Raw genomic sequence first — 21,827 nt, 5'->3', positions numbered from 1 at the left:
GACGGTAGCCACTTAAGGAGATTTTCATAAATCACTTACATGTCGAACGCATGCTCCATAGAGTGCGCTTGATCTGGACCTGATCGGTCCGGACATACTCGTGTTCCGGTTGTCAGTGGGGGGATCCACTTGTCTGGTCGGCGTGTGTTCGCCGTGCGCTCGAAACGTGGTCGAGCAAGGGTCGCGGTAGCTGCCGCACTCACTGTTCTCGTGTCTGGCCTGGGCCTTCCCGTGGTCGAGGCTGCCGAGACACCACCGAAGGTGTGGGTACCGCCGCAGACTCCGCTGCCCGACGTGGAGCCGGTCAAGGGAGTCGACGCCAAGCCCGAGGTGCCGGTCGAGGCCCCGGTTCAGAAGTGGAAGCCGTCGCTGAAGGCGGCCGTCCCGGCCGGCTCCGCGACCGTTGCCCTCACGCCCGAGCCGCTTCCCGTCCCCACGGCCGGCGCGCGGTCCGTCAAGGCCGACACGCTGCCTGTCTGGATCGCAGCTGTAAACGACGCGAAGGCGTCTCTCTCCTCGGTCGGTGGTGCCGGCTCACCCGACACCATCGACAAGGGAACCCTCAGGGTCGAGGTGAAGGACGCCGCGGCGACCCGGGCCGCCGGCGTCAACGGCGCACTCGTCGCCCTGACCGAGCCGGCCGGTACCGCTCCGGCGGCCAAGGTCCAGGTCAGCCTCGACGTGACCGCCTGGGCCGACGCGGCCGGCGCCAACTGGGCCGACCGCGCACGCGTGGTCCAACTGCCCGCCTGTGCCCTCACCACTCCGGGCGCGGCCGGTTGCACCAGCCGGACCCCTGTCGCCGCCCACCGGGACGCCACCGGACGCCTGGTCGCCGAGATCGCGGCCCCCCGTGTGCCTGCGTCCCCGGCGTCTGTACTGAAGACCCGACCGAACGCGCAATCCGCCCCGGCGGCCGCTCCACAGGTGCTCGCCGCCGAAGGCGTCGCCCTGGCCGTCGAGGCCGGCCCTTCCGGCGCGGGCGGCGACTATTCCGCCACACCGCTTCTGCCCTCGGCCTCCTGGCAGGCCGGTACGAACGCCGCGAACTTCACCTACGGCTACACGGCCGAGCTCCCCGCCGCCATAGCCGGCCCGGCCCCGAGCGTCGTGCTCGGTTACGACTCCTCCTCGATCGACGGCCGCACCGCGTCCACCAACGCCCAGTCCGGACCGATCGGCGAAGGCTGGGACTGGAGCCCCGGCTCCATCTCCCGCTCCTACCGGACCTGCAAGGACGCCGGTATCAAGGATTCCGGTGACGAGTGCTGGGCGGGGGACATCCTCTCCCTGAACCTCGCGGGCCACTCGGGGCAGATCGTCCGTGACGACGCCACTTGTGTGTACCGCCTCCAGGGCGATGACGGCACCAGGATCGAGCGACTGACCGGGCAGAAGAACCCCGCCTGGAAGGGCGAGGCCTACCGGGTCACCACCACGGACGGCACCCAGTACTACTTCGGCGCCAACCGCCTGCCCGGCGGTGACGGCACCGACCCCGAGGCGAAGTCAGTCTCCACCGTCCCGGTCTACTTCAACAGCGGCCAGGACAAGTGCCTGAAGGGCCTCACCCCGGCGAACGGCACCTTCGCGCAGCTGGGCTGGCAGTGGAACCTCGACTACGTCGTCGACCCGCACCAGAACCTCATCTCCTACCGCTACGAGCAGGAGGGCAACCACTACGGGCGCGGCGGCGGCCAGAACAACGGCAACGGCACCGCCACCGCCTACCAGCGCGGCTCTTACCCCACCTGGATCGGCTACGGCCAGCGCCTCCCCGACCAGATCGCCGCCAAGGGGGCGGCCAAGCCCGCCGCCCAGGTCTGGCTGCGCACCGAGGAGCGCTGCTTCACCAGCGGCGCCATCACCTGCGCCCCGGCGCAACGCACCAAGGCGAACGCCGCGTTCTGGCCCGACACTCCCGTCGACCAGGAATGCGCTTCCACCGGACAGTGCCTGAACCTGTCGCCCACGTACTTCTCCACCAAGCGCCTGACGAAGATCGACACCGAGGTCCTCGCCGGCACGGCCTACCGCAGCGTGGACTCGTACGCCCTCAAGCAGCGCTTCGAGCCGTCGGGCGACGGCAGCTCGCCCACCCTGTGGCTCGAGTCCGTCCAGCGCAGCGGTACGAACGGCAAGGCCACGCTCCCCGTGCCGCCCGTCTCCTTCCAGCCGCTGCAGATCCCCAACCGCGTCGACGGCATCGTCAAACGTCCCGACGGCACCGAAGCCACCACCCTCCGGTTCAACCGGCCGCGGATCCAGACGATCACCACCGAGACCGGCGGCCAGATCAACGTCGTCTACAAGGCTCCCGAGTGCTCACGGGTCAAGGGCACCATGCCGTCCTCCGAGGACGGCAACACCATGGCCTGCATGCCGGTCAAGTGGTACCTGCCCCAGCAGTCCTTCCCCGATCCGGTCAACGACTGGTTCAACAAGATCGTCGTGCAGTCCGTCACGCAGCAGGACATGGTGGCCGGCCAGGTCACGACCGTGACCGACTACGAGTACGGCGGCGGCGTCGCCTGGCACCGCAACGACTCCGAGTTCGCCGACCCCAAGACCCGCACCTATGACCAGTTCCGGGGCTATGCCACCGTCACCACCAGAACCGGTAGCGGCAACAGTGCGGAAGCCCCGCGTACCAAGTCCGTCTCCACCTTCCTGCGGGGCATGGACGGCGACGTCCTTGCCAACGGAAGCAAGCGCAACGTCACCGTCGCGGACGTGCAGGGCGGCACCATCAAGGACGAGGAGGCCCTGTCCGGCTTCGTCCGCCAGACGGAGACCTTCGACCGTGACGGCGGCACGGTCGTCGCCGACGAGGTCACCACCCCCTGGCTCCGCGAGAAGGTCACGGCGACCCGCGCCCAGTCCGGGAACATGCCCCCCGTCACCGCCCGCATCCTGAACACCGGCAAGGTCACCACCCGCGCCAAACTCGCCAACGGCACCTGGCGCACCAGTGAGCGCAGTTCCACCTACGACGACACCCTCTTCGCGCGCCCGGTCAACGTCGACGACTGGAGCGACATCTCACGCCCCGACCAGCGCCTGTGCACCACCTTCGAGTACGCGCAGGGTACGGGCGCGGCCCTGACCCAGCTCGCATCCCGCACCCTGGTCCTCTCCGGTGCCTGCGGTCAGACCCCGACCGCGGTCAACACCGTCGGCGACACCCGCGCCTACTTCGACGGTCTGCCGCTGGGACAGGTCGACGCGACCGGCGAGCAGACCGGCACCGAGGTCCTCGAGAAGTACGACGCGGCGGGCAGCCCCGTCTACCGGCTCAACATCGTCTCCGCCTACGACGCCTACGGCCGCATCACCACGAGCACCAACAAGGTCCGCAAGGACGCCGCCCACCCCGATGGTGCGGTCAGCCGGACCGAGTACCAGCCCGCCACCGGCGCCCTGCCGACCTCGGTCACCCACACCAACCCCCTGGGTTGGAAGACGGTGACGACCCTCGATGTCGGCCGCGCGCTCCCGCTGAAGAGCACGGACGAGAACAACCATGTGGCCGAACGCGACTACGACGCCCTCGGCCGCGTCGTAGCCGTATGGCAGCCCGGCCAGGTCCGCAAGGACGACCCGCCGGTCCGCAAGTTCTCCTACGCGATGAACGGCACCAAGGCGCCGACGACCGTTCTGAGCCAGACGCTCATGAACGACGACTCCTACATCTCCAGCTACACCCTCTACGACGGCCTCGGCCGCGTCCGCCAGACCCAGGCGCACACACCCTCCGGTGTCGCAGGCCGCATGGTCACCGATGCCCTCTTCGACTCGCACGGCTGGCAGGTGAAGACGAGCGCCCCGTACTTCAACGACGAGAAGGCTCCCGGCGGCGCCCTGTTCCTCCCCAACGGCGGAGTCAACCCCGACAGCAAGATCCCCTCTCAGTCCGTCTCCGTGTTCGACGGCCTCGGCCGTCCCACGGCCTCCGTCTTCCAGTCCTTCGGTGTCGAGCAGTGGCGCTCCAAGACCGAGTACGCCGGCGCCGATGAGGTCCGCAGCATTCCGCCCACCGGTGGGTTCGCCACGGCGAGCATCACCAACGGCACCACCTCGCTCCTGCGCCAGTACAAGTCCAACACGCCGACGGGCGCCTACGACGAGACCACGTACGAGTCCAACACGCAGGGCCAGGAGCTGCGCCGCAAGGACTCCGCCGGCAACGAGTGGACCTTCACCTACGACCTCCTGGGTCGTACGGTCAAGACCACCGACCCGGACGCGGGCACCGCGACCACGGTCTACGACGACAGCAAGAACCTCGTCACCGTCACCGACGCCCGCAAGAAGAGCGCTACCACCGTCAGCGACATCCTGGGCCGTCCCCTCGCCACGTACTCGGGCAAGGCGGTCGATCCGGCCAAGCAGGTCGGGTCGGTCACCTACGACACCAAGAAGCTCGGCAAGCCCTCGACCACGACCCGCTTCGTCGGCGGCTCCGCGGGCAGCGCCTACACCACCGAAGTCACCGGCTACGACGGCGGATACCGCCCGCTGGGCACCAAGACCACCATTCCCGCCACCGAGAAGCAGTTGGCCGGCACCTACGAGAGCACGAACACCTACGACAAGTACGGTCAGCTCAAGACGACGGAACTGCCAGCCATCAGCGGTGCGGGGCTCGACGTCGAAACGCTGCACTTCGGCACCGACATCGCCGGAAACCTGACCGCGATGGACGGCACCACCGGACCGCTGGAGATCCGGACCCCGTACGTCGTCGACCTGCGCCGCGACCCCTACGGCCGCGCCATCCGCACCACCGTCGGTGTCTCCGGCCGCCAGGTCGTCTCCACCACCGATTTCGACCTGGCGACCGGCCGGCCGGTCCGCTCCACCCTGGACAAGCAGACCGCGACCACCGCAAGCGTCGACGTCGTCGACTTCACCTACAACCGGGTCGGCCAGCTGACCTCTCTCAGCAACACCCAGGACGGTGCCACCCGCGACCTGCAGTGCTTCGCCACCGACTACCTCGGCCGCCTCACCCAGGCCTGGACCGACACCGGTACCACCAGCACCGCACCGCAGCCCAGCGTCCGAGGCATCGGCAACTGCGCCAACGCCACCGGACCCAAGTCCGACGTCGGCGGCAAGCCCAGCGTCGGCGGTCCCGCTCCGTACTGGCAGCAGTACGAGTACGACAAGATCGGCAACCGGACCAAGCTGGTGAAGAAGGACGTCACCGGCAACGCCACCAAGGACACCACGGTCACCCAGACCTTCGGTGCCCAGCCGAATACGCCGTCCACCGATCCCAAGACCGGCGGCGGCACCGGCGGGCCGCACGCGCTGATGACCTCCACCGAGACCGGCCCCGCCGGCACCAAGGTCACCTCGTACACCTACGACGCCGCCGGCAACACCGCAGCCGTCACCAGCACGCCCGGCACCAAGACCCTGACCTGGAACGACCAGGGCAAGATCGACAAGATCATCGGAACCGGCGAGAGCGCCGGCACCAGCTACCTCTACGACACGGGCGGCAACCAGCTGATCCGCCGTGAGCCGGGCAAGACCACCCTCAATCTGGGCACCGACCAGATCGCCCTGGACACCGCCACCGGCAAGGTCTCGAACGTCCGTACCTACAGTGCCCCCGGCGGCCTGTCCATCACCCGTACCACCACCGCCGGCACCTCCACGCTCGCCTATCAGTCCTCGGATCACCACGGCACCAACGGTGTCCAGTTCAACGCCACGGACCTCGCCCAGGTCCGCCGCCCCGCCGATCCCTTCGGCAACGAACGCGGTACCCAGCCCGCACCCGGCACGTGGGCCGGGGACAAGGGCTTCGTAGGCGGCACCAAGGAGAAATCCACCGGGTTCACCCTCCTCGGCGCCCGTGAATACGACGCCACCACAGGCCGTTTCATCAGCCCCGACCCCCTCATCGACGCGAGCGACCCCCAGCAGTGGAACGCCTACGCCTACTCCAACAACGACCCGATCAACAAGTCCGACCCCAGTGGACTGGCCTGGAAGTGCGAGCGGGGTGAACTGGGGTGTAGCAACAACACGCCTACGGGCGGGGCGCCTACGCCGCCCTCTTCAGGCGGCGGCGGCGACGGTGACGACGGTGACGGCCAGACCAGCCAAGCATCGAAGGAACTGGCCAGCGCCAATGCCGAGGTTGTCAAATCGAAGCACCGGCGCGAGGAACTGAAGTCCGCTGTCATCGACCTGATCGGTGACCTGATCGGCTACAACGACGCCCGCGACTGCTTCACCAAGGGCGACGTCATGGCCTGCGTCAACACCGCCTTGAATGCCGTCCCCTGGGGCAAGCTATTCAAGGCGATCAAGGTGGGCATCAAGGCCGTCAAGATCTACAAGGAGATCAACAAGACCTACGACGCCATCAATGCCGCCGAACGCAGGGCCTCTCGCGCCATGGAGGCCTTTACCAAGGCCAAGAAGGCCGAGAACGAGGCAGCCGTTGCCGCGGCCAAGGCGGCGAAATCAGGCGACATAAAGGCCTCGAAGGAGTCAGCCAGCGACAGCGCTGGAACCAATAACAAGGCGAGCAAGGGCGAAGCCGACGCCGAATCCTCAGGCAGCGGCTCCGATGCCAGGTCGAAGCCCGAATCCTGCGAGACGAACAGCTTCCCCGCAGGAACGCGCGTCCAGATGGCCGACGGGACGACCAAGGCCATCGAAGACATCCAGGTCGGCGACACCGTGTTGGCAACCGACCCGCAGACGGGCGAAACCAGCCCGAAGAAGGTCACCGACACCATCACCACGCCGGACGACAAGGACTTCACCGACCTCACCCTCACCAATGGGGCGAACCCCGACGGGCCGGCCGTCACCCTCACATCGACATACCACCACCCCTACTGGAGTGACACCCGCCGTCAGTGGACCGACGCCGGCACCCTCACCCCGGGCGAACAACTCCGCCAGCCGGACGGCACACCCCTCGCCGTCCAGGCCGTCCGCAACTACCCGCACGCCGTCACGACGCACAACCTGACCGTGGCCGACGTCCACACGTACTATGTGCTGGCAGGCGCCACACCGGTCCTCGTCCACAATTGCGGTCTCTCGGCACGGGCGAGTGAAATTCATGCCGCCGAGCCGGACGAATTCGTTCGCAAGAACGTGAGCACGGTGGCTGTAATTAGGGCGGACACCCCGCATGGTCCGATCAATGTCGTTGCCGGATCTGGTGATGGCTTGACCCCCGCACAGATGTCTGCCATCGGTAAGGGTGAGATCGTCGCCGACAACATCCCAGGCACTCACGCAGAACAGAATGCCCTGCTCTTCATTAATGACATGGGATGGACTCCCATTTCGGGAGGGACTTCCCGCAATGTCTGCCTGGGTAGGTGTGCGCCGCTCATCCGGGGCACTGGCGGTAAGATGATGGGTGAGGTGTTCCCGGGAAGTGGTAAAACTACAACTCGCCAGAGGAGCTTTGAGTGGTAGTCGATGAGGCTGTTGCGGCGACCCTTCGGGGGCAGTCGCAGACTCAGGTTGCAACCTTCGTGGCTGGCTGCGCGGAGCGGATGGCGCAGGTGTTTACGGGGCTGTGCGGAGTCGATCCCGCGCGGAATAGTGACTCCGATGTCGTTGTCCAGCTTCTGGAGAATCTTTGGGATCCTGAAATCCCGGCAGATTCGTTCCGCGCTTCGGTGGAGTCTCTGGAGGGTTTCCGAGAGCTCGAACCGTCTGACGAGGAGATCATCGACGTAGCAGGTATCTATTCCTTCTACTCGGTGCTGGCGATGCGGTACGCGGCCCTCTATCGATCCAGCGGCGACGTTGAAGATGCGCTCAAGTGTGCACATTCATGCCTGACGGCGATGGGGCAATTGGACCAGAACCTTTCAGGTGCTGCTTTCTTCGCCCAGGAGGCAGAATTTCAGCAGCGCGCAACTTCCGCGCCCCCTTTGGATGCTTTGAGATCTGACTTGCTCCAGCAACTGAGGCAGGGCGACCGAATCGTTAGTCGCGAGCGCCTGCTGGCCATTCAGAGTCGATTCATCCACTCAGCTGGACGGTAATTCAGGAGCCCCGCCGAGGTGCATTCTCGGCGGGGCTCCTGCGTGTTTGACGGCAGTAGTTGACGGCAACGTCAGCGGACAGGCGTTGCGAAAGGCGCCGGGTCGTCACGGTCATCGGGCCGGTTGGTGCACGGCGGGGTTGTGGAGTGTGTGGCTGAGGAGGTCGATGGCGTCGCGCTGGAGGCGGAGTCGGACGTGGGCGTAGACGGTGGCGGTGACGCCGATGTGGGCGTGGCCGAGGAGTTCTTTGATCACGACGAGTTCGACGCCTTGCTCCAGGAGCAGGGTGGCGGTGGAGTGTCGTAGGTCGTGGAAGCGGATACGTCGGAGCCCTGCCTGAGTAAGGAGGCTACGGAAGCTGCGATTGAGGTTCGCAGGATCGATCGGCCCTCCTGTCGGCGTGCTGAAGACGAGGCCGTTGTCCTTCCACCCCTCCGCTGCCGCCTCATGTTCTCGTTCCTGTGCTTCACGGTGTTCCTTCAGCGAGTGGATGCACTCGCCGGGGAGAGCGATACGGCGTTCGGATGCCCGGGTCTTGGTGGGTAGGGCGGTGAGCCCACCGGTCTGGGTGCGCTGGAGTGTGCGGCGGATGCTGGCAGTGCCCTTGTCGAGGTCGAGGTCTTCCCACTGGAGTCCGAGGAGTTCGCCCTTGCGGAGTCCGGTGCGGAGGGCGAGTTCGTACAGCACGAACAGACGTTCGTTACGGGCGGCAGCGAGGAACTGGCGGGCTTCGTCGGCCGTGAGTGGTTCGAAGCGGCGGGGGCGTGGTGTACCAGTTCGGACGTTGCGGGCGACATTGCGTGGGATCTCCTCCTCGCGGACGGCGTGCTCCAAGGCGGACTTGAGTACGGAGTGGATGTACGCCAGCGTGAGCGGGGAGAGCTGCTTGGAGCAGCACGTTCCGGCGGCGCAGCAATGGGGCTGATCGCGGCAGGCGTCGATGCCGCGGGCGCAGCACTGGCAGGTGGTGCGTACCTGGTTGAGCCAGGTGCGGACGTCTTTGGCGGTGAGCTTGGCGAGCCGTTTCTTGCCCAGGCCGGGAATGAGGTGCTGGTTGACGCAGGTGGTGTAGCGGGTGTGGGTGTTCTCGCGGAGCTGGTGGACGGCGACGGCTTCCAGCCAGTACGTCAGGTATGCGCTAACGCTTCCCTGCGCGGACGGCACGGGGACGCCGCGGTTGCTGGTTGCGATCTTCTCGGTGAGCTTGGCCAGGGCTTCCGTGCGCGTGGTGCCGTAGACGCGGATGCGCTTGCGGGTGTTACCCGGGGCGAGGACGTAGCCGGCGGCTTCCCAGCGTCCGTCCTTGCGCTGGTAGCAGCCCCCTTCCACTGCGAACTGCCGTTCCAGCTCTCTGCGGTGCCATACGCCAGCGGCGAGGAGTCCGGCGCCGGGGTTGTAACCCGAACCGTGGTAGGCCCAGTGGCCGATGACGAGGGTTGTCGTCGGGTCGGGCTCGGGCAGGCCGGCTTGGGTGCGGGCCTGGTCGGTGCGCCAGGCGCGGCGGGCGTCGCGCAGTGCGCCGAGGGTGACGGAGTAGCAGCGGGACTTGGTGGAGAAGTGGCCCCGGAAGCCGAGCATGTGCGCCCACTTCCAGAGCTTGAGGCCAGCGAACTCCGGCAGCTTGCCCAGCTCCCAGCAGGTGCGGATCATCTGCCGTACGTGGCGGGCGACCGCGAGCCGGAGCAGGGGCCGGGCCTGTCCGGTGCCCTTGCAAGCGGTGCACGGGAGCGGGGTTCCACGGGACATGAGGGTGGCGCCGCGGCCGTGGCAGGGGCGGCAGTACAAGGCGCGGTCGAGGGTGCCGGCGGCGTCTGCGGACTTGGTGGCGTACTTGGCGACGTAGGCGGCGACGGCCTGGTCGGTCAGTTCGTCGTCGGTGCCGAAGGCGGCGATCTCGCGTACGTCGAGCTTTTCTCCCCAGGCGAGTTCGCGTTCCCCAATCGCGTCCGACACGACGGTTACACGGACGCGGGTGGCAGCAGCCCGGATGGCATCGGCGAGCAGGGTGACCGTGGCGGACGGCGGTGGGGGCTGGGTGCTGCCGTCCGGTCCGTCGAGCCGGATGACGGAGTGGAAGTGGACCAGGCCGCGCTTCTGGTACTCGGCGACCTTGGCGAAGGAGACCCGTAGGACGGCGCGGGCGGCCTTCTGGGTGAGGCCGAGCCGGGCGGTGATCTCGCGGCGCAGGTAGATCGTGAAGCGGGCCCACGGTGCTGAGGCGTGAGCGTTGAACAGGACCGCGCCCGCGTAGTCGTAGGTCGTGGGGTCCAGCAGTGCGGCAGGCAGGCAGGCAGGCAGGCAGGCAGGGACGGACGGACGGGAGCCGGTTGCGGCCGTCTTGGGGGCAGAGGCCGGGCGGGCGCGGGCGCCTCGATCACGGAGGGCACGACGGCCGGGGCGGACACGGGCGTGGCGACGGTGAGCGGCTCGGGGGCCGGAGTGGCGGGTTCGGGAGCGGGTGCAGGGTCGGGCTCCGACTCGGTGACGGGGGAAGGGGCGGGGATGGACGTGGTGGTGGCCTCCAGATGCGGGGTGGGGTCGGTGGCGGTGTGGAACTGGGCGAGGAAGGCCGGGCCGACGCGGCCCCAGCCGAGCAGCAGGAGGGGAGCGATGGTGTCCAGGCATGCCCGGTCGTAGTGGCCGGTGAGCAGCGGTTCGGCGGTGTTCAGTGCGAGGGTGAGTACGCCGCAGAAGTGCAGCAGGCGGAGTCTCGCATGGGCGTAGACCGTGTCGGGGGCTTCTACGTGCTCGACGGCAGTGGCCGACGGCAATGCCGGCGGATCGCCGGTCCGCAAAGAGGTGATCGGCATTGGCGTCCGGACCGGTGGTCTCGGCTCCTCCTCGGCGAGCCCGGCCGACCGCTCGGGTCAGCCCGAGGCGCCGGCGCGGAGCGTCCATGACCGGTCGGGCGTGCCGTCCCGCAGCAGGCAGCTGAAGGCGACGTCGTGGTGGAGGCCCATCGGTGGGTCGTCGCCGGTGCGCCCGACGGGCCCCCCGCCCGCCACACACCCCGCCCGCCCCGCCCCGCCAAGTCCGTTGCGTGAACAGTCGGTTGATGGGCCCGTGCGGGCGGGTCGGGGCGCATATGCTCCGTTCGTACTCGTGCGGGACCGGGGGTCTGTGGGCCCGTTCGTCCGCACGCCCCGCGAGCGGTGAAGGGGAACGCCCCGTGAGTGTCCGCATTCAGCCCACCTCCCAGGTCGACGAGACGGCCGAGCTCGGGGAGGGGACCACGGTCTGGGAACTGGCCCAGATACGCGAGGAGGCCCGCCTCGGGCGCGGGTGCATCGTGGGGCGCGGGGCCTACGTGGGGCCCGGTGTGCGCATCGGGGACAACGTGAAGCTGCAGAACTACGCCCTCGTCTACGAGCCGGCCGTCCTCGGCGACGGGGTGTTCATCGGCCCGGCCGTGGTGCTCACCAACGACTTCTACCCGCGCGCGGTCGATCCCGACGGCCGGCAGAAGCGCGGCGGCGACTGGGAGGCGTCCGGGGTGGTCGTCGCCGAGGGCGCCTCGCTCGGGGCCCGCTCGGTGTGCGTGGCCGGGGTGCGGATCGGCCGGTGGGCGCTGGTCGCGGCCGGCGCGGTGGTCTCCCGGGACGTGCCCGACTTCGCCCTCGTGGCCGGGGTGCCGGCCCGGCGGATCGGCTGGGTGGGGAGGGCCGGGGTCCGGTTGGCCGAGCGGGCGGGGGAGCCGGGCGTGTGGGAGTGCCCGCGGACCGGCGCCCTGCACGAGGAGAAGGACGGAACGCTCGTCGAGCGCAGCTGACGGGACGTCGGCAAATCAGGGCATCGGCATTTCCTCAAAACCACAATCAACGAACATCCAGGGGCATACCTTGTCCCTGTACACGGGATCTGAGCAGCCAACGGGCGTGGCTCAGTGGGGGGTTGTACACGACGAGAGCACAGCGGACCCAGCGGTCACCGGCGCCCACGCGCGCCCGGGGCCGGTGGTGGGACGCGCGTGCTCCGGTCCGGGGCGCCGCTGGGGGGATCCACGCGGACACCGGACGGCTCGTGCCGTCGGTGGGAGGACACCGCGCGGCGCGGGCGCCGTCGCGCGCAATCCCCTCCGCGGAGGGACGACCGCCAGGTCCGTCCGAGGAGCGATTTCAGAGGGGGTAGGTGTGTTGGAGCCGTACAGCTCGGACATACGGGGTGCGCGCAGCACCCGGGGGGCCGGGGTGGGAATCCGGTGACCACGACACGATTAGCAGCACTCGCCGCGGCGGACCCGTCGCTGCACGCCCTCGCCGGACGGCTGCTCGGACTGGCCGAGGCGGGGCTTCCCGCGATGTACCTGCCCGGCGACGAGACCTTCGTGTTCACCCGCGTCGGGCGGATCTCACCGGAGGGCGTCCGCAGCCTGGAGCAGCGCGGGACCAGTACCCGCTACGCGGCCATCACCGCGCTCGGAGCCCGGTTCCTGCCCGAGGACCGCCAGCGCGCCCTGTTCGGCGGGCGCACCGCCGAGGAGTTCACGGGGCTGCTCGTCGAGCGGCTGCCCGCCGTGGAGAACCTCGGGGACGCGGCGCTCATCGCCTGGGCCGCCGCCGAGACCGGGCACCCCAAGCTGTCCGACGCCCTCGCCCGGGTGGCCGTACTGGACGTACCCGGGCGCCCGCAGTACACCGTCGAGGCGGCCTGGGTGCTCTCCGCCCTCGCCGCCGCCCGCACCTCGGCCGACGTGGAGGACCGCATCCCGGCCGCCCGCGACCGGCTGCTGGCGGCCCGGGAGGGCGACGGACCGCTCTTCGGGCACGCCACCGCGCCCGGGCTGGTTCCCGGCTACCGCTCCCACGTGGCCTGCTTCGCCGACCAGACCTATCCGCTCCAGGCGCTGGCCCGGCTGCACGCGAGCGGCGCCGACCCGCGGGCCCTCGCGGCCGCCGACGCCTGCGCCGCCCGGATCTGCGCCCTCCAGGGGGACGGCGGCCAGTGGTGGTGGCACTACGACGCCCGCCGGGGCACCGTGATCGAGGGCTACCCGGTCTACAGCGTGCACCAGCACGCGATGGCGCCCACCGCGCTGTTCGACCTCGCCGACGCGGGCGGCACCGACTTCGGCGCCGAGATCCGCCGGGGCCTGGGCTGGATGGCGCGGGTGCCCGAGATCGCCGGACCCGCCGGCACCCCGCGCGAGCCGATGGTCCTCGACGACCTGGGCGTCACCTGGCGCAAGGTCTACCGCGGCGACCCGAAGAAGGCCGTGCGGGCCGCCCGCGGCCTCACCACCAAGGTGGTCCCGCAGGCCCGGCTCGCCCCGCTCGACCGGCTCTTCCGCCCGCTCTCCGTGGACCGCGAATGCCGGCCCTACGAGTTCGGCTGGATGCTGTTCGCCTGGCTCGGGGGGCCGCGGGGATGAGCCAGAGACACTCCCTCTTCGGCGTCCGGCTCGACGCGCTGACCATGGAGGAGACCGTCCAGCGCTGCCTGGAGGCCGTCCGGCGCGGCGAGCAGATCGAGATCGGCATGGTCAACGCGGCCAAGCTGGTCAACATGCGGCGCGACCCGCGCCTCGCCGCGGCCGTCGCCGGCTGCGACCTCGTCCTGGCCGACGGCCAGGCCGTGGTCTGGGCCGGCCGCGTCCTGGGCGTACGCCTCCCCGAACGCGTCGCGGGCATCGACCTCTTCATGCGGCTGCTCGCCGCCGCCGAGGCCGCGGACATCCCCGTCTACCTGCTCGGCGCCCGGCAGAGCGTCCTCGACCTGATGCTCGCCCGGATCGCCGAGCGCTTCCCCGCGCTGCGGGTGGCCGGCAGCCGCGACGGGTACTTCGACGACTCCGACCAGGGGCCGATCGCCGACGCCGTCGCCGACAGCGGCGCGAAGCTGCTGTTCCTCGGCATGACCTCCCCCAAGAAGGAGATCTTCACCGCCGGCTACGGCAAGCGCACCGGCGCCCACGTGGTGCACGGGGTCGGCGGCTCCTTCGACATCCTCGCCGGCATCACCAGACGAGCCCCCCTGGTCTGGCAGCGGATGGGACTCGAATGGTTCTACCGGACCCTCCAGGAACCGCGCCGCCTCGGCAAGCGCTACCTCACCACCAACGCCGCCTTCCTGCTGATGACGGCCAGGGAACTCATCCACCGCACACCGTCTGCCGGTTCCGCGAACAGGAGTCACTGATGCGCGTCGTCGTCGTGGGACAGGGATACGTCGGACTGCCGCTGGCCGTCCGGGCCGCCGAGGTCGGACACCAGGTGATCGGCTACGACGTGGACACCCGGCGGGTCAAGAGCCTCGCCGCCGGGGAGTCGTACGTGGAGGACGTCGCCTCCGAACGGCTGGTGCGCGCACTGGAGCGCGGCAGCTACCGGCCCAGCGAGCACGCCCGGGACTGCGGCGGCTTCGACGTCGCCGTCGTCACCGTGCCCACCCCGTTACAGGAGGGGGCCCCCGACCTCCGCTACATCGAGGAGTCGGCCCGTACGCTCGCCCGCTACCTGCGGCCCGGTGCGACCGTCATCCTGGAGTCCACCACCTACCCGGGCACCACCGAGGAACTGTTCGCACCGCTCCTGGAGGACGGGTCGGGCCTCACCGCGGGAGCCGACTTCCACCTCGGCTACAGCCCCGAGCGCATCGACCCCGGCAACACCGTCTGGGGCTTCCAGCAGACCCCCAAGGTCGTCTCCGGCGTCGACGCCCGCTCCCTCAAGGCCGTCGAGGCCTTCTACGGGGACCTCGTCGACACCACCGTGCCGGTGAGCTCGCCCAAGGAGGCCGAGCTGGCCAAACTGCTGGAGAACACCTTCCGGCACGTGAACATCGCCTTGGTCAACGAGATCGCCATGTTCGCCCGGCACCTCGACATCGACGTGTGGCAGGCCATCGAAGCCGCGTCCAGCAAGCCCTTCGGCTTCATGAAGTTCACCCCCGGCCCCGGCGTCGGCGGGCACTGCCTGCCCATCGACCCGTCCTACCTGTCCTGGCGGGTCCAGCGGGAACTCGGCCAGAGCTTCCGCTTCGTCGAGCTCGCCAACGACATCAACAGCCACATGCCCGAGTACGTGACCCGCCGGGTCATCGACGCGCTCAACTCCAAGCGCCGCTCCGTCAACGGCTCGCGCGTCCTGCTGCTGGGACTCGCGTACAAGAAGAACACCGGCGACGCCCGCGAGTCGCCCGCCGTCCGCATCTCCCAGCTCCTCCTGGACATGGGGGCCAAGGTGCGCGCCGCCGACCCCCACGTGGTGGAGTCCATCAAGGTCGACGCCCGCCTCGTGCGCGTCGAGCCCACCCGCAAGGAGATCGCCGCCGCCGACGTGGTCGTCCTGCTCACCGACCACGACTCCTTCGACTACGCGATGGTCACCGAGCACGCCTCCTTCGTCCTGGACTGCCGCAACCGGGTCGCCGGACCCAACGTGGAGGTGCTCTGAAGCCATGCCCAGGATCGTCTGCGTCGCCGGAGCGCGACCCAACTACATGAAGATCAAACCGGTGATGGACGCCCTGGAGCGCCGCGGCGCCGAGGTGCTGCTCGTCCACACCGGCCAGCACTACGACGCGTCCATGAACGACGTGTTCTTCCGGGACCTCGGCATCCGCAGCCCCGACCGCCACCTGGGGGCCGGCTCCGGCAGCCACGCCCAGCAGACCGGGCGGGTGATGGCCGCCTTCGAGCCGCTCCTCGACGAGGTGGCACCGGACGCGGTGGTGGTGGTCGGCGACATCAACTCCACCCTGGCCTGCGCCCTGGTCACCGCGAAGGCCGGCCCGCTCCTCGCCCACGTGGAGGCCGGGCTGCGCAGCCGCGACTGGACCATGCCGGAGGAGGTCAACCGGGTCGCCACCGACCGGGTCAGCGACTACCTGCTGGCCCCCTCGGCCGACGCCGCCGCGAACCTGCGGAGCGAGGGCTACCGCGAGGACCAGATCCACGTCGTCGGCAACGTCATGATCGACACCCTCCTCGCCAACCTCGACCGGGCCCGGCGCTCCGACGTCCTGGCCCGGTACGGGCTCACCCGCGGCGGGTACGGCCTGGTCACCCTGCACCGGCCGGCCAACGTGGACGACCCCGGGGCGCTGCGCGGCCTGCTCAAGGCCCTGGGCGAGGTCGCGGGGCGCTGTCCGCTGCTGCTGCCCGTGCACCCGCGGGCCGCGGAGCGGATCGGTGAACTGGGCGTACCGGGCGGCGTCCGGGTGGTGCCGGCCGCCGGCTACCTCGACTTCATCGCCCTCCAGGACTCCGCCCGCCTGGTGCTCACCGACTCCGGGGGCGTCCAGGAGGAGACCACCGCGCTGGGCGTGCCCTGCGTGACGCTGCGGGAGAACACCGAGCGGCCCGTCACCGTGACGGAGGGCACCAACGTGCTGGCCGGCACCGATCCCGACCGCATCGTCGCCACCGTGCACCGGGTGCTCGACGACCCGCCCGCGCCCCGCTGCCCCGCACTCTGGGACGGCCGCGCGAGCGAGCGCATCGCGCAGGTCCTGCTCGACGGCGGCACCGCGCGGACCCGGCCCCGGCCCACCGACCTCGTCCCGGACGTGGCGGACACCGGGCCGCGGCACCCGTAGCCCTGCGGACCACCGCAACCACCGCACCACCGCAACCACCGCAATGAACGAACGTGCGGCCGCGTGCAGGACGAGGACGCGGCCGCGAGGGGGAAGACGACCATGGACCTCGCGGAGATCTGGCGGGTCATGCGCCGGCGCTGGTACGTGCTGCTGCCCGGCCTGGCGCTCACGGCGGCGCTGACGGCCGGCCTGTACCTGCTGGTCCCGGTGGAGTACCGGTCGCAGAGCACGGTGACGCTGCTCAACTCGAAGAAGGCCACGGTGGCCTTCGACGGCAACCCCTTCCTCAGCACCCAGGCCTCGCTCACCGGCATGGCCGACGGCCTGGCCCGCAACCTCAACTCCGACGACGCCGTCGCCGACCTGAAGTCCCTGGGCGTCACCGGACAGCACGAAGCGAAGATCGCCGACAACGCGCAGGGCCCGTTCATGTGGCTGAGCGTCACCGGGACCGACCCGGCCGCCGTGCTGAAGTCGGACGAGATCTTCACCGCCTACGCCGAGAAGCGGCTGCAGGAGTTCCAGACCAAGCAGTCGGTGACCCCGGAGGCCATGATCCGCATGGCGACGATCGTGCCCCCGCAGAAGCCGGAGGCGCAGACCAAGACCCGGCTCCAGTACCTGATCATGGCGGGCGCCCTGGGCTTCGTGCTCAGCCTGGTGGCGACCTTCTTCGTGGAGGCCCGCCGGCGTCGGCCCGGCCGCCACCGGCCCGCCCCCGAGGGAGCCGCACCGGCCGCGGACGGGTCGCCGGCCCCGGCCGGCATCGCGGGCGCGCGGTGACCGGCCCGACGGCCGGCCCGCTGGGGGAGGCGGACACGGCGGCCGAGCCCCCCGCCCCGCCGCCCGAACCGTCGCTGGGCCGGAAGGTCGGCTCGGCGGCGCGGTGGAGCCTGGTCAACACCGTCGTCATGCGGCTCGGCAACTTCGCCACCGGCATCGTCCTGGCCCGCTTCTTCCTCGGCCCCGAAGCCTGGGGCGTGTACGGGATCGCCCAGACGGTGCTGCTGGTGCTCCTCTCCGCCAACGAACTCGGCGTCTCCCTCGCGATCGTGCGCTGGGAGGGCGACCCGCGCCGCTTCGCCCCCACCGTCCTGACCCTGAGCGCGGTCTCCAGCGGCCTGCTGTACGCGGCGCTGTTCGCGTCCGCGCCCGCCGTCGCCGAGGTGCTCGGTTCGCCCGAGGCCTCCGGCGTGCTGCGCGTGATGTGCCTGTGCGTGGTCCTCGACGGCCTCTCCCAGGTGCCCGCCGGCTTCCTCACCCGGGAGTTCGCGCAGGGCCGGCGGATGGCGATCGACGGCCTCAACTTCGTCCTCAGCACCGCGGTGACCCTGCTGCTGGCCGTCGAGGGCTGGGGCGCGATGAGCTTCGCCGTCGGATCCGTCGTCGGCAACGTCGCCGCCCTCGCCGGCTGCTGCCTCGCCGCGCCCGGCACCCTGAAGTTCGGCTGGGACCGGGAACAGGCCCGCGCACTGCTCCGGTTCGGGCTGCCGCTGGCCGGCGCCAGCATGCTCGCCCTGGGCGTCGTCAACGTCGACACCATGGTGGTGGGCGCCAGCCTCGACCAACTGGCCCTCGGCTTCTACGTGCTGGCCTTCAACATCTCCGGCTGGCCCGTCCGGATCATCTCCGAAGCCGCCCGCCGGGTCTCCTTCGCCGGCTTCTCCCGGCTGGCCGCCTCGCCCGCCGCGCTGGCCTCCGGCTTCGGCCGGGCCCTGGGCGTCGTGGTCACCGGCACCGTCCCGCTCTGCGTCCTGCTGGCCGTCCTCGCCGGGCCGATCGTGGACCTCGTCTACGGAGACCGCTGGGGGCCCGCGGCCGCGGCGCTGCCGTGGCTGATGGCGCTCGGCCTGGTCCGGATCGGCTGCGAACTCGCCTACGACTGCCTGGTGGCCGTCGGCCGGCGCCGCTCGCTCATCGGCGTCCAGGGGCTCTGGCTCGTCCTCCTCGTCCCCGCCCTGCTGATCGGCGCCCGCAGCGGCGGCATCGTCGGCGTGGCCCAAGGGCACGTGGTGGTGGCCTGCGGCATCGTGGTGCCGGTGTTCCTCACCGCCCTGCACCGCGCCGGCATCCGCCTGGGCACCGTCGGGCGGGCCTGCGCCTGGCCGCTGCTCGGCGGCGCGGCCATGACCCTGGTCGTCCTCGGCCTGGAACGGCTGCTGGGCGACGGGGTGCTGGCGCTGCTGGCCACCGGCGCCGCCGGGCTCCTGTGCTACGCCCTGTGCGTCCTGCCCAGCCGCGCCTTCCTGCGCGGGAGCGGGCCCAAGGCCGCCGCCGAACCGGCAGCCGGGTAGGCCGCCGTGATCCCCGACCGCAGGCGGCTGGTGGCCTGGCTGCTCGCCGGAGCCCTGCTGGCCTTCGTCCTGGTCCTCTACCGGGCCGACCACACCGGCGTCGGCGAGCACCGGGCGGCCCCCTGCCCGGACAGCGCCCCGCGGTGCCCCGGCGTCCCCGGCCCCGGCCCGGCCGCGCCCGTACCCTCGTCCGCCCCGCCGCCCTCCGCGAGCGCGTCGGCCTCCGCGAGCCCGGCCGCCCCGGACCCGGCCACCCCGGCGGCCCCCGCCGGCAGCGCCGGGCCGGCTCCGTCCGCCGCGGTGTGCACCGATTCGCCCGGTGCCTGCGGATTCCCGGACGCGCGCAGCACCGGCCCGCGGATCGCGCTGGAGAAGCACGACACCGGCAACCTGTCCGTCAAGACCGACGGCACCGTCATCAGGGGCTGGGACATCCGCGGCTCCCTGGACGTCTACGCCAACGACGTCACCGTCATCGACAGCAGGATCACCTCCACCAACTGGTGGGGGATCAACCTGCGTCCCGGCTTCAGCGGCCTGCGGGTCCTGCACACCACCATCACCGCCCTGCCCGGCAAGGGCCCCGACAACGGCGGCGTGAACTACGCGGTGTCGAACATGGGCGGCAGTTCCATCGAGGTCGGCTGGTGCGACATCTCCGTCTTCGGCAACGCCCTGTCCATGGGCCAGGGCGACCTGCACGACAACTACGTGCACGACATCGTGGCCTTCCGCAACCAGGGCGGCGAATGGCAGCACACCGACGCCGTGATCAGCGGCGGCGGCAACAAGGGCCGGCTGACCATCCGCCGCAACACGCTGCTCAACCCCGTCCCGGTGGACCGCGGGGCCACCGCCGCCGTCGGCCTGTTCGCCGACACCGGCGTCGTCTCCTCCGTCGTCGTCGACGGCAACTGGCTGGCCGGGGGCGCGTACGCCCTGTACGGCGGCGGCCCGGGCGCCACCGGCATCCAGGTCACCGACAACGTCTTCTCCACCCAGTACCACCCGGGCAGCGGGGCCTACGGTCCCGTGGCCGCCTGGAACGCGGGCGGCGCGGGGAACGTGTGGCGCGGCAACCGCATGTCCGACGGGCGGCCCGTCATCCCCGAACCCGCCCCCTGACCCGCGCCGTTGCCCGGCGCCCCGACCGCCGGCCCCGACCGGCGGAACCCGACCGAGGACGGAGAGTCCATGATGCGCCGCATCGCGCGCGCCCCCTGGGAGGTGCTCAAGCGCACCTTCGGCTGGCTGGTGCTCTTCGAGGCCCGCAACAAACTGCTGCTGGCCCCGTCCGCCGTGCGGCTGCGCCGCTTCGAGGCCGCCGAGACCGCACGGCTCGCGGCGGTCCTGGGCCGGCCGCCGGCCGCACTCGTCGCCACCGTGATCGCCACCCACCGGCGCCCCGACGCGCTGCGCGAGGCCGTCCGCTCGGCGCTGGCGCAGACGGTGGCCGACCACGTGGTGATCGTCGTCGACGACGGCGCGGGCCTGCCGGAACTGGCCGCCGATCCCCGCCTGTTCGCGGTGTCCCTGGCCCGCAACACGGCCACCGCCGGCGTCGTGCGCAACGTGGGCATCCGGCTCACCCGGTCCCGGTACGTGGCCTTCCTGGACGACGACAACCTCTGGGAGCCCGACCACCTCGCCCAGGCGCTGGCGGTCCTCGAACCGGCCGGCGGACCCGACGCCGTCTACACGGCGCTGCGCCGGGTGCTGCCCGACGGCCGGGAACACGACGTCCTGTCGGTCCCCTTCGACCGCCGCCGCGCCGCCCACGAGGCCTTCCTCGACACCAACGCCTTCGTGGCCCGCCGCACCCCGGCCCTCCACTTCAGCCGGCTGCGGCGCACCCCCGAGGTGCTGCCCCGCGAGGACTGGGAGCTCGTCCGCCGCTACGCCCGCCGCCACGCGGTGCGCCACCTGCCCCGCCCCACCGTCCGCTACCTGGTCAACCCGGAGAGCTTCTACACCGCCTGGGACGGCCCGCCGCCCCCCGGGTGACCCCGTGCCCGCCCCGGTCAGGGCCCCGGGACCGCCCGCAGCGCCGAGGGGCTGGCCAGGGCGCGCGCGGCGGCCCGGCTCGCGGGCCGGCCCAGCGCCGCCCGCGAGGTCTCCCGCAGCAGGACGGCCATCCGGAAGGCGCCGGTCGCCACCGGCCCGTGCCGCCGCCCGTAGAGCCGTACGCGGTTGAGCGTCAGCAGTGTCCACAGGCGCGGGGACACCTGGGAGTCCCCGCCCAGGTGGGTGGCCGAGGCGGCGGGCTCCAGGCGGGTCGCGAAACCGCGGTCGCGGGCCCTGAGGCAGTACTCGGTCTCCTCCGAGTACAGGAAGAACGACTCGTCCCAGGGCCCGCACGCGTCCAGGCACCCCCGGGACAGGGCCATCAGGGCGCCCGTCGCCCAGTCCGCCACCGTCGCCCGCCCGTACGCGGCCGGGTCGGTGACCAGCTCGCTCCAGCGCGGGAACCGGCCGGCCCGCCGGTTGCCGAGCACGGCCTCGCCCAGTGCCCGCGTCACCCGGGACTCGCGGCGCAGCGAGTGCACCGGCGTCCGCCCGCCCTCCTCGTACAGCAGCGGGACGCTGATCCCGACCCGGGTGCCGCCCGGCAGCGGTGCGTCGAGGGCGTCCACGAGGACCTTGGCGCAGCCGGGCCCCATCCGGACGTCCGGATTGCAGACCAGGGCCGTGCGCAGGCCGCCCTCCCGGGCGGAGGCGGCCGCCAGGGCGGCGTTGACGCCGGCCGCGTAGCCGGCGTTGCGGCCGGTCTGCACCACGGTGGCCTCCGGTGCGAGGGAGCGGACCAGCTCCTCGGTGCCGTCCGAGGAGGCGTTGTCGGCGACGACCAGGTGCCAGTCGAGCCCGGCCATGCCCCCGGGCAGGGAGGCCAGGAACTCCGGCAGCACCGCCGCGCTGTTCCAGGTGACGACGAGGACGGCCACGGGCCCGTCCGGGC

13 protein-coding genes and 1 pseudogene are annotated in these 21,827 nt (G+C 70.9%); 11 read left to right on the top strand and 3 right to left on the bottom strand.

The window, feature by feature from the left end; translation table 11 throughout:
- The first annotated feature begins 210 nt into the window (after positions 1-210).
- Entirely contained in the window at positions 211-7,461 is a 7,251-nt protein-coding gene (locus CP968_RS07710; protein ID WP_150517283.1) for a polymorphic toxin-type HINT domain-containing protein, read from the top strand.
- Positions 7,455-8,039, top strand: a complete 585-nt coding sequence (locus tag CP968_RS07705; RefSeq protein ID WP_150517282.1) for a hypothetical protein — start codon at positions 7,455-7,457, stop codon at positions 8,037-8,039. Before CP968_RS07710 ends, CP968_RS07705 begins: the two co-directional genes overlap by 7 nt.
- 111 nt (positions 8,040-8,150) lie before the next feature.
- Here CP968_RS07705 and CP968_RS07700 read toward each other — a convergent pair whose 3' ends face one another.
- Both CP968_RS07700 and CP968_RS34710 read right to left on the bottom strand, forming a co-directional pair.
- Positions 8,151-9,368, bottom strand: a complete 1,218-nt coding sequence (locus CP968_RS07700; protein ID WP_229886095.1) for a tyrosine-type recombinase/integrase — start codon at positions 9,366-9,368, stop codon at positions 8,151-8,153.
- Positions 9,354-10,664 (bottom strand): annotated as a pseudogene (locus CP968_RS34710) (replication initiator); the annotation flags it as partial. The gene CP968_RS07700 and the pseudogene CP968_RS34710, both read right to left, overlap by 15 nt.
- Before the next feature lie 544 nt (positions 10,665-11,208).
- Between CP968_RS34710 and CP968_RS07695 the strand changes: the two are divergent.
- The 9 genes from CP968_RS07695 to CP968_RS07655 all read left to right on the top strand — a co-directional run bounded on the left by CP968_RS07695 (position 11,209) and on the right by CP968_RS07655 (position 20,875).
- A complete protein-coding gene (locus tag CP968_RS07695; protein ID WP_150517281.1) occupies positions 11,209-11,808 on the top strand; it encodes an acyltransferase in 600 nt (199 codons plus the stop codon).
- 429 nt (positions 11,809-12,237) lie between these two features.
- On the top strand, positions 12,238-13,407 hold the full coding sequence (locus CP968_RS07690; RefSeq protein ID WP_150517280.1) for a hypothetical protein: 1,170 nt from the start codon (positions 12,238-12,240) through the stop codon (positions 13,405-13,407).
- Entirely contained in the window at positions 13,404-14,174 is a 771-nt protein-coding gene (locus tag CP968_RS07685; protein ID WP_150517279.1) for a WecB/TagA/CpsF family glycosyltransferase, read from the top strand. Before CP968_RS07690 ends, CP968_RS07685 begins: the two co-directional genes overlap by 4 nt.
- A complete protein-coding gene (locus CP968_RS07680) occupies positions 14,174-15,430 on the top strand; it encodes a nucleotide sugar dehydrogenase (protein WP_150517278.1) in 1,257 nt (418 codons plus the stop codon). The genes CP968_RS07685 and CP968_RS07680 overlap by 1 nt, the downstream gene beginning before the upstream one ends.
- A 4-nt stretch (positions 15,431-15,434) precedes the next feature.
- Positions 15,435-16,574, top strand: coding sequence for a non-hydrolyzing UDP-N-acetylglucosamine 2-epimerase (gene wecB / locus CP968_RS07675; RefSeq protein ID WP_150517277.1), 1,140 nt, complete (start codon positions 15,435-15,437; stop codon positions 16,572-16,574).
- A gap of 63 nt (positions 16,575-16,637) precedes the next feature.
- Positions 16,638-17,360 (top strand): YveK family protein, encoded by a 723-nt coding sequence (locus tag CP968_RS07670; protein ID WP_229886057.1) that lies wholly within the window; start codon positions 16,638-16,640, stop codon positions 17,358-17,360.
- Positions 17,357-18,871 (top strand): oligosaccharide flippase family protein, encoded by a 1,515-nt coding sequence (locus CP968_RS07665; RefSeq protein WP_229886058.1) that lies wholly within the window; start codon positions 17,357-17,359, stop codon positions 18,869-18,871. The genes CP968_RS07670 and CP968_RS07665 overlap by 4 nt, the downstream gene beginning before the upstream one ends.
- Positions 18,872-18,877: 6 nt before the next feature.
- The gene (locus CP968_RS07660; protein ID WP_229886059.1) at positions 18,878-19,996 is read left to right on the top strand and encodes a hypothetical protein; all 1,119 of its coding nucleotides are present in this window, start codon (positions 18,878-18,880) and stop codon (positions 19,994-19,996) included.
- A gap of 69 nt (positions 19,997-20,065) precedes the next feature.
- A complete protein-coding gene (locus CP968_RS07655; protein ID WP_229886061.1) occupies positions 20,066-20,875 on the top strand; it encodes a glycosyltransferase family 2 protein in 810 nt (269 codons plus the stop codon).
- 17 nt (positions 20,876-20,892) lie between these two features.
- Here CP968_RS07655 and CP968_RS07650 read toward each other — a convergent pair whose 3' ends face one another.
- A complete protein-coding gene (locus CP968_RS07650) occupies positions 20,893-21,813 on the bottom strand; it encodes a glycosyltransferase (protein WP_244330571.1) in 921 nt (306 codons plus the stop codon).
- Between the last annotated feature and the right edge of the window lie 14 nt (positions 21,814-21,827).

It is taken from the genome of Streptomyces subrutilus (assembly GCF_008704535.1).
GTDB classification, from domain to species: domain Bacteria; phylum Actinomycetota; class Actinomycetes; order Streptomycetales; family Streptomycetaceae; genus Streptomyces; species Streptomyces subrutilus.
This window is presented reverse-complemented; position numbering and strand designations above follow the sequence as displayed.

Coding starts and splice junctions, on each gene's coding strand:
- CP968_RS07685 (WP_150517279.1), top strand. CDS start 13,404: ATGAGCCAGAGACACTCCCTCTTCGGCGTCCGGCTCGACGCGCTGACC.
- CP968_RS07680 (WP_150517278.1), top strand. CDS start 14,174: ATGCGCGTCGTCGTCGTGGGACAGGGATACGTCGGACTGCCGCTGGCC.
- wecB (WP_150517277.1), top strand. CDS start 15,435: ATGCCCAGGATCGTCTGCGTCGCCGGAGCGCGACCCAACTACATGAAG.
- CP968_RS07655 (WP_229886061.1), top strand. CDS start 20,066: ATGATGCGCCGCATCGCGCGCGCCCCCTGGGAGGTGCTCAAGCGCACC.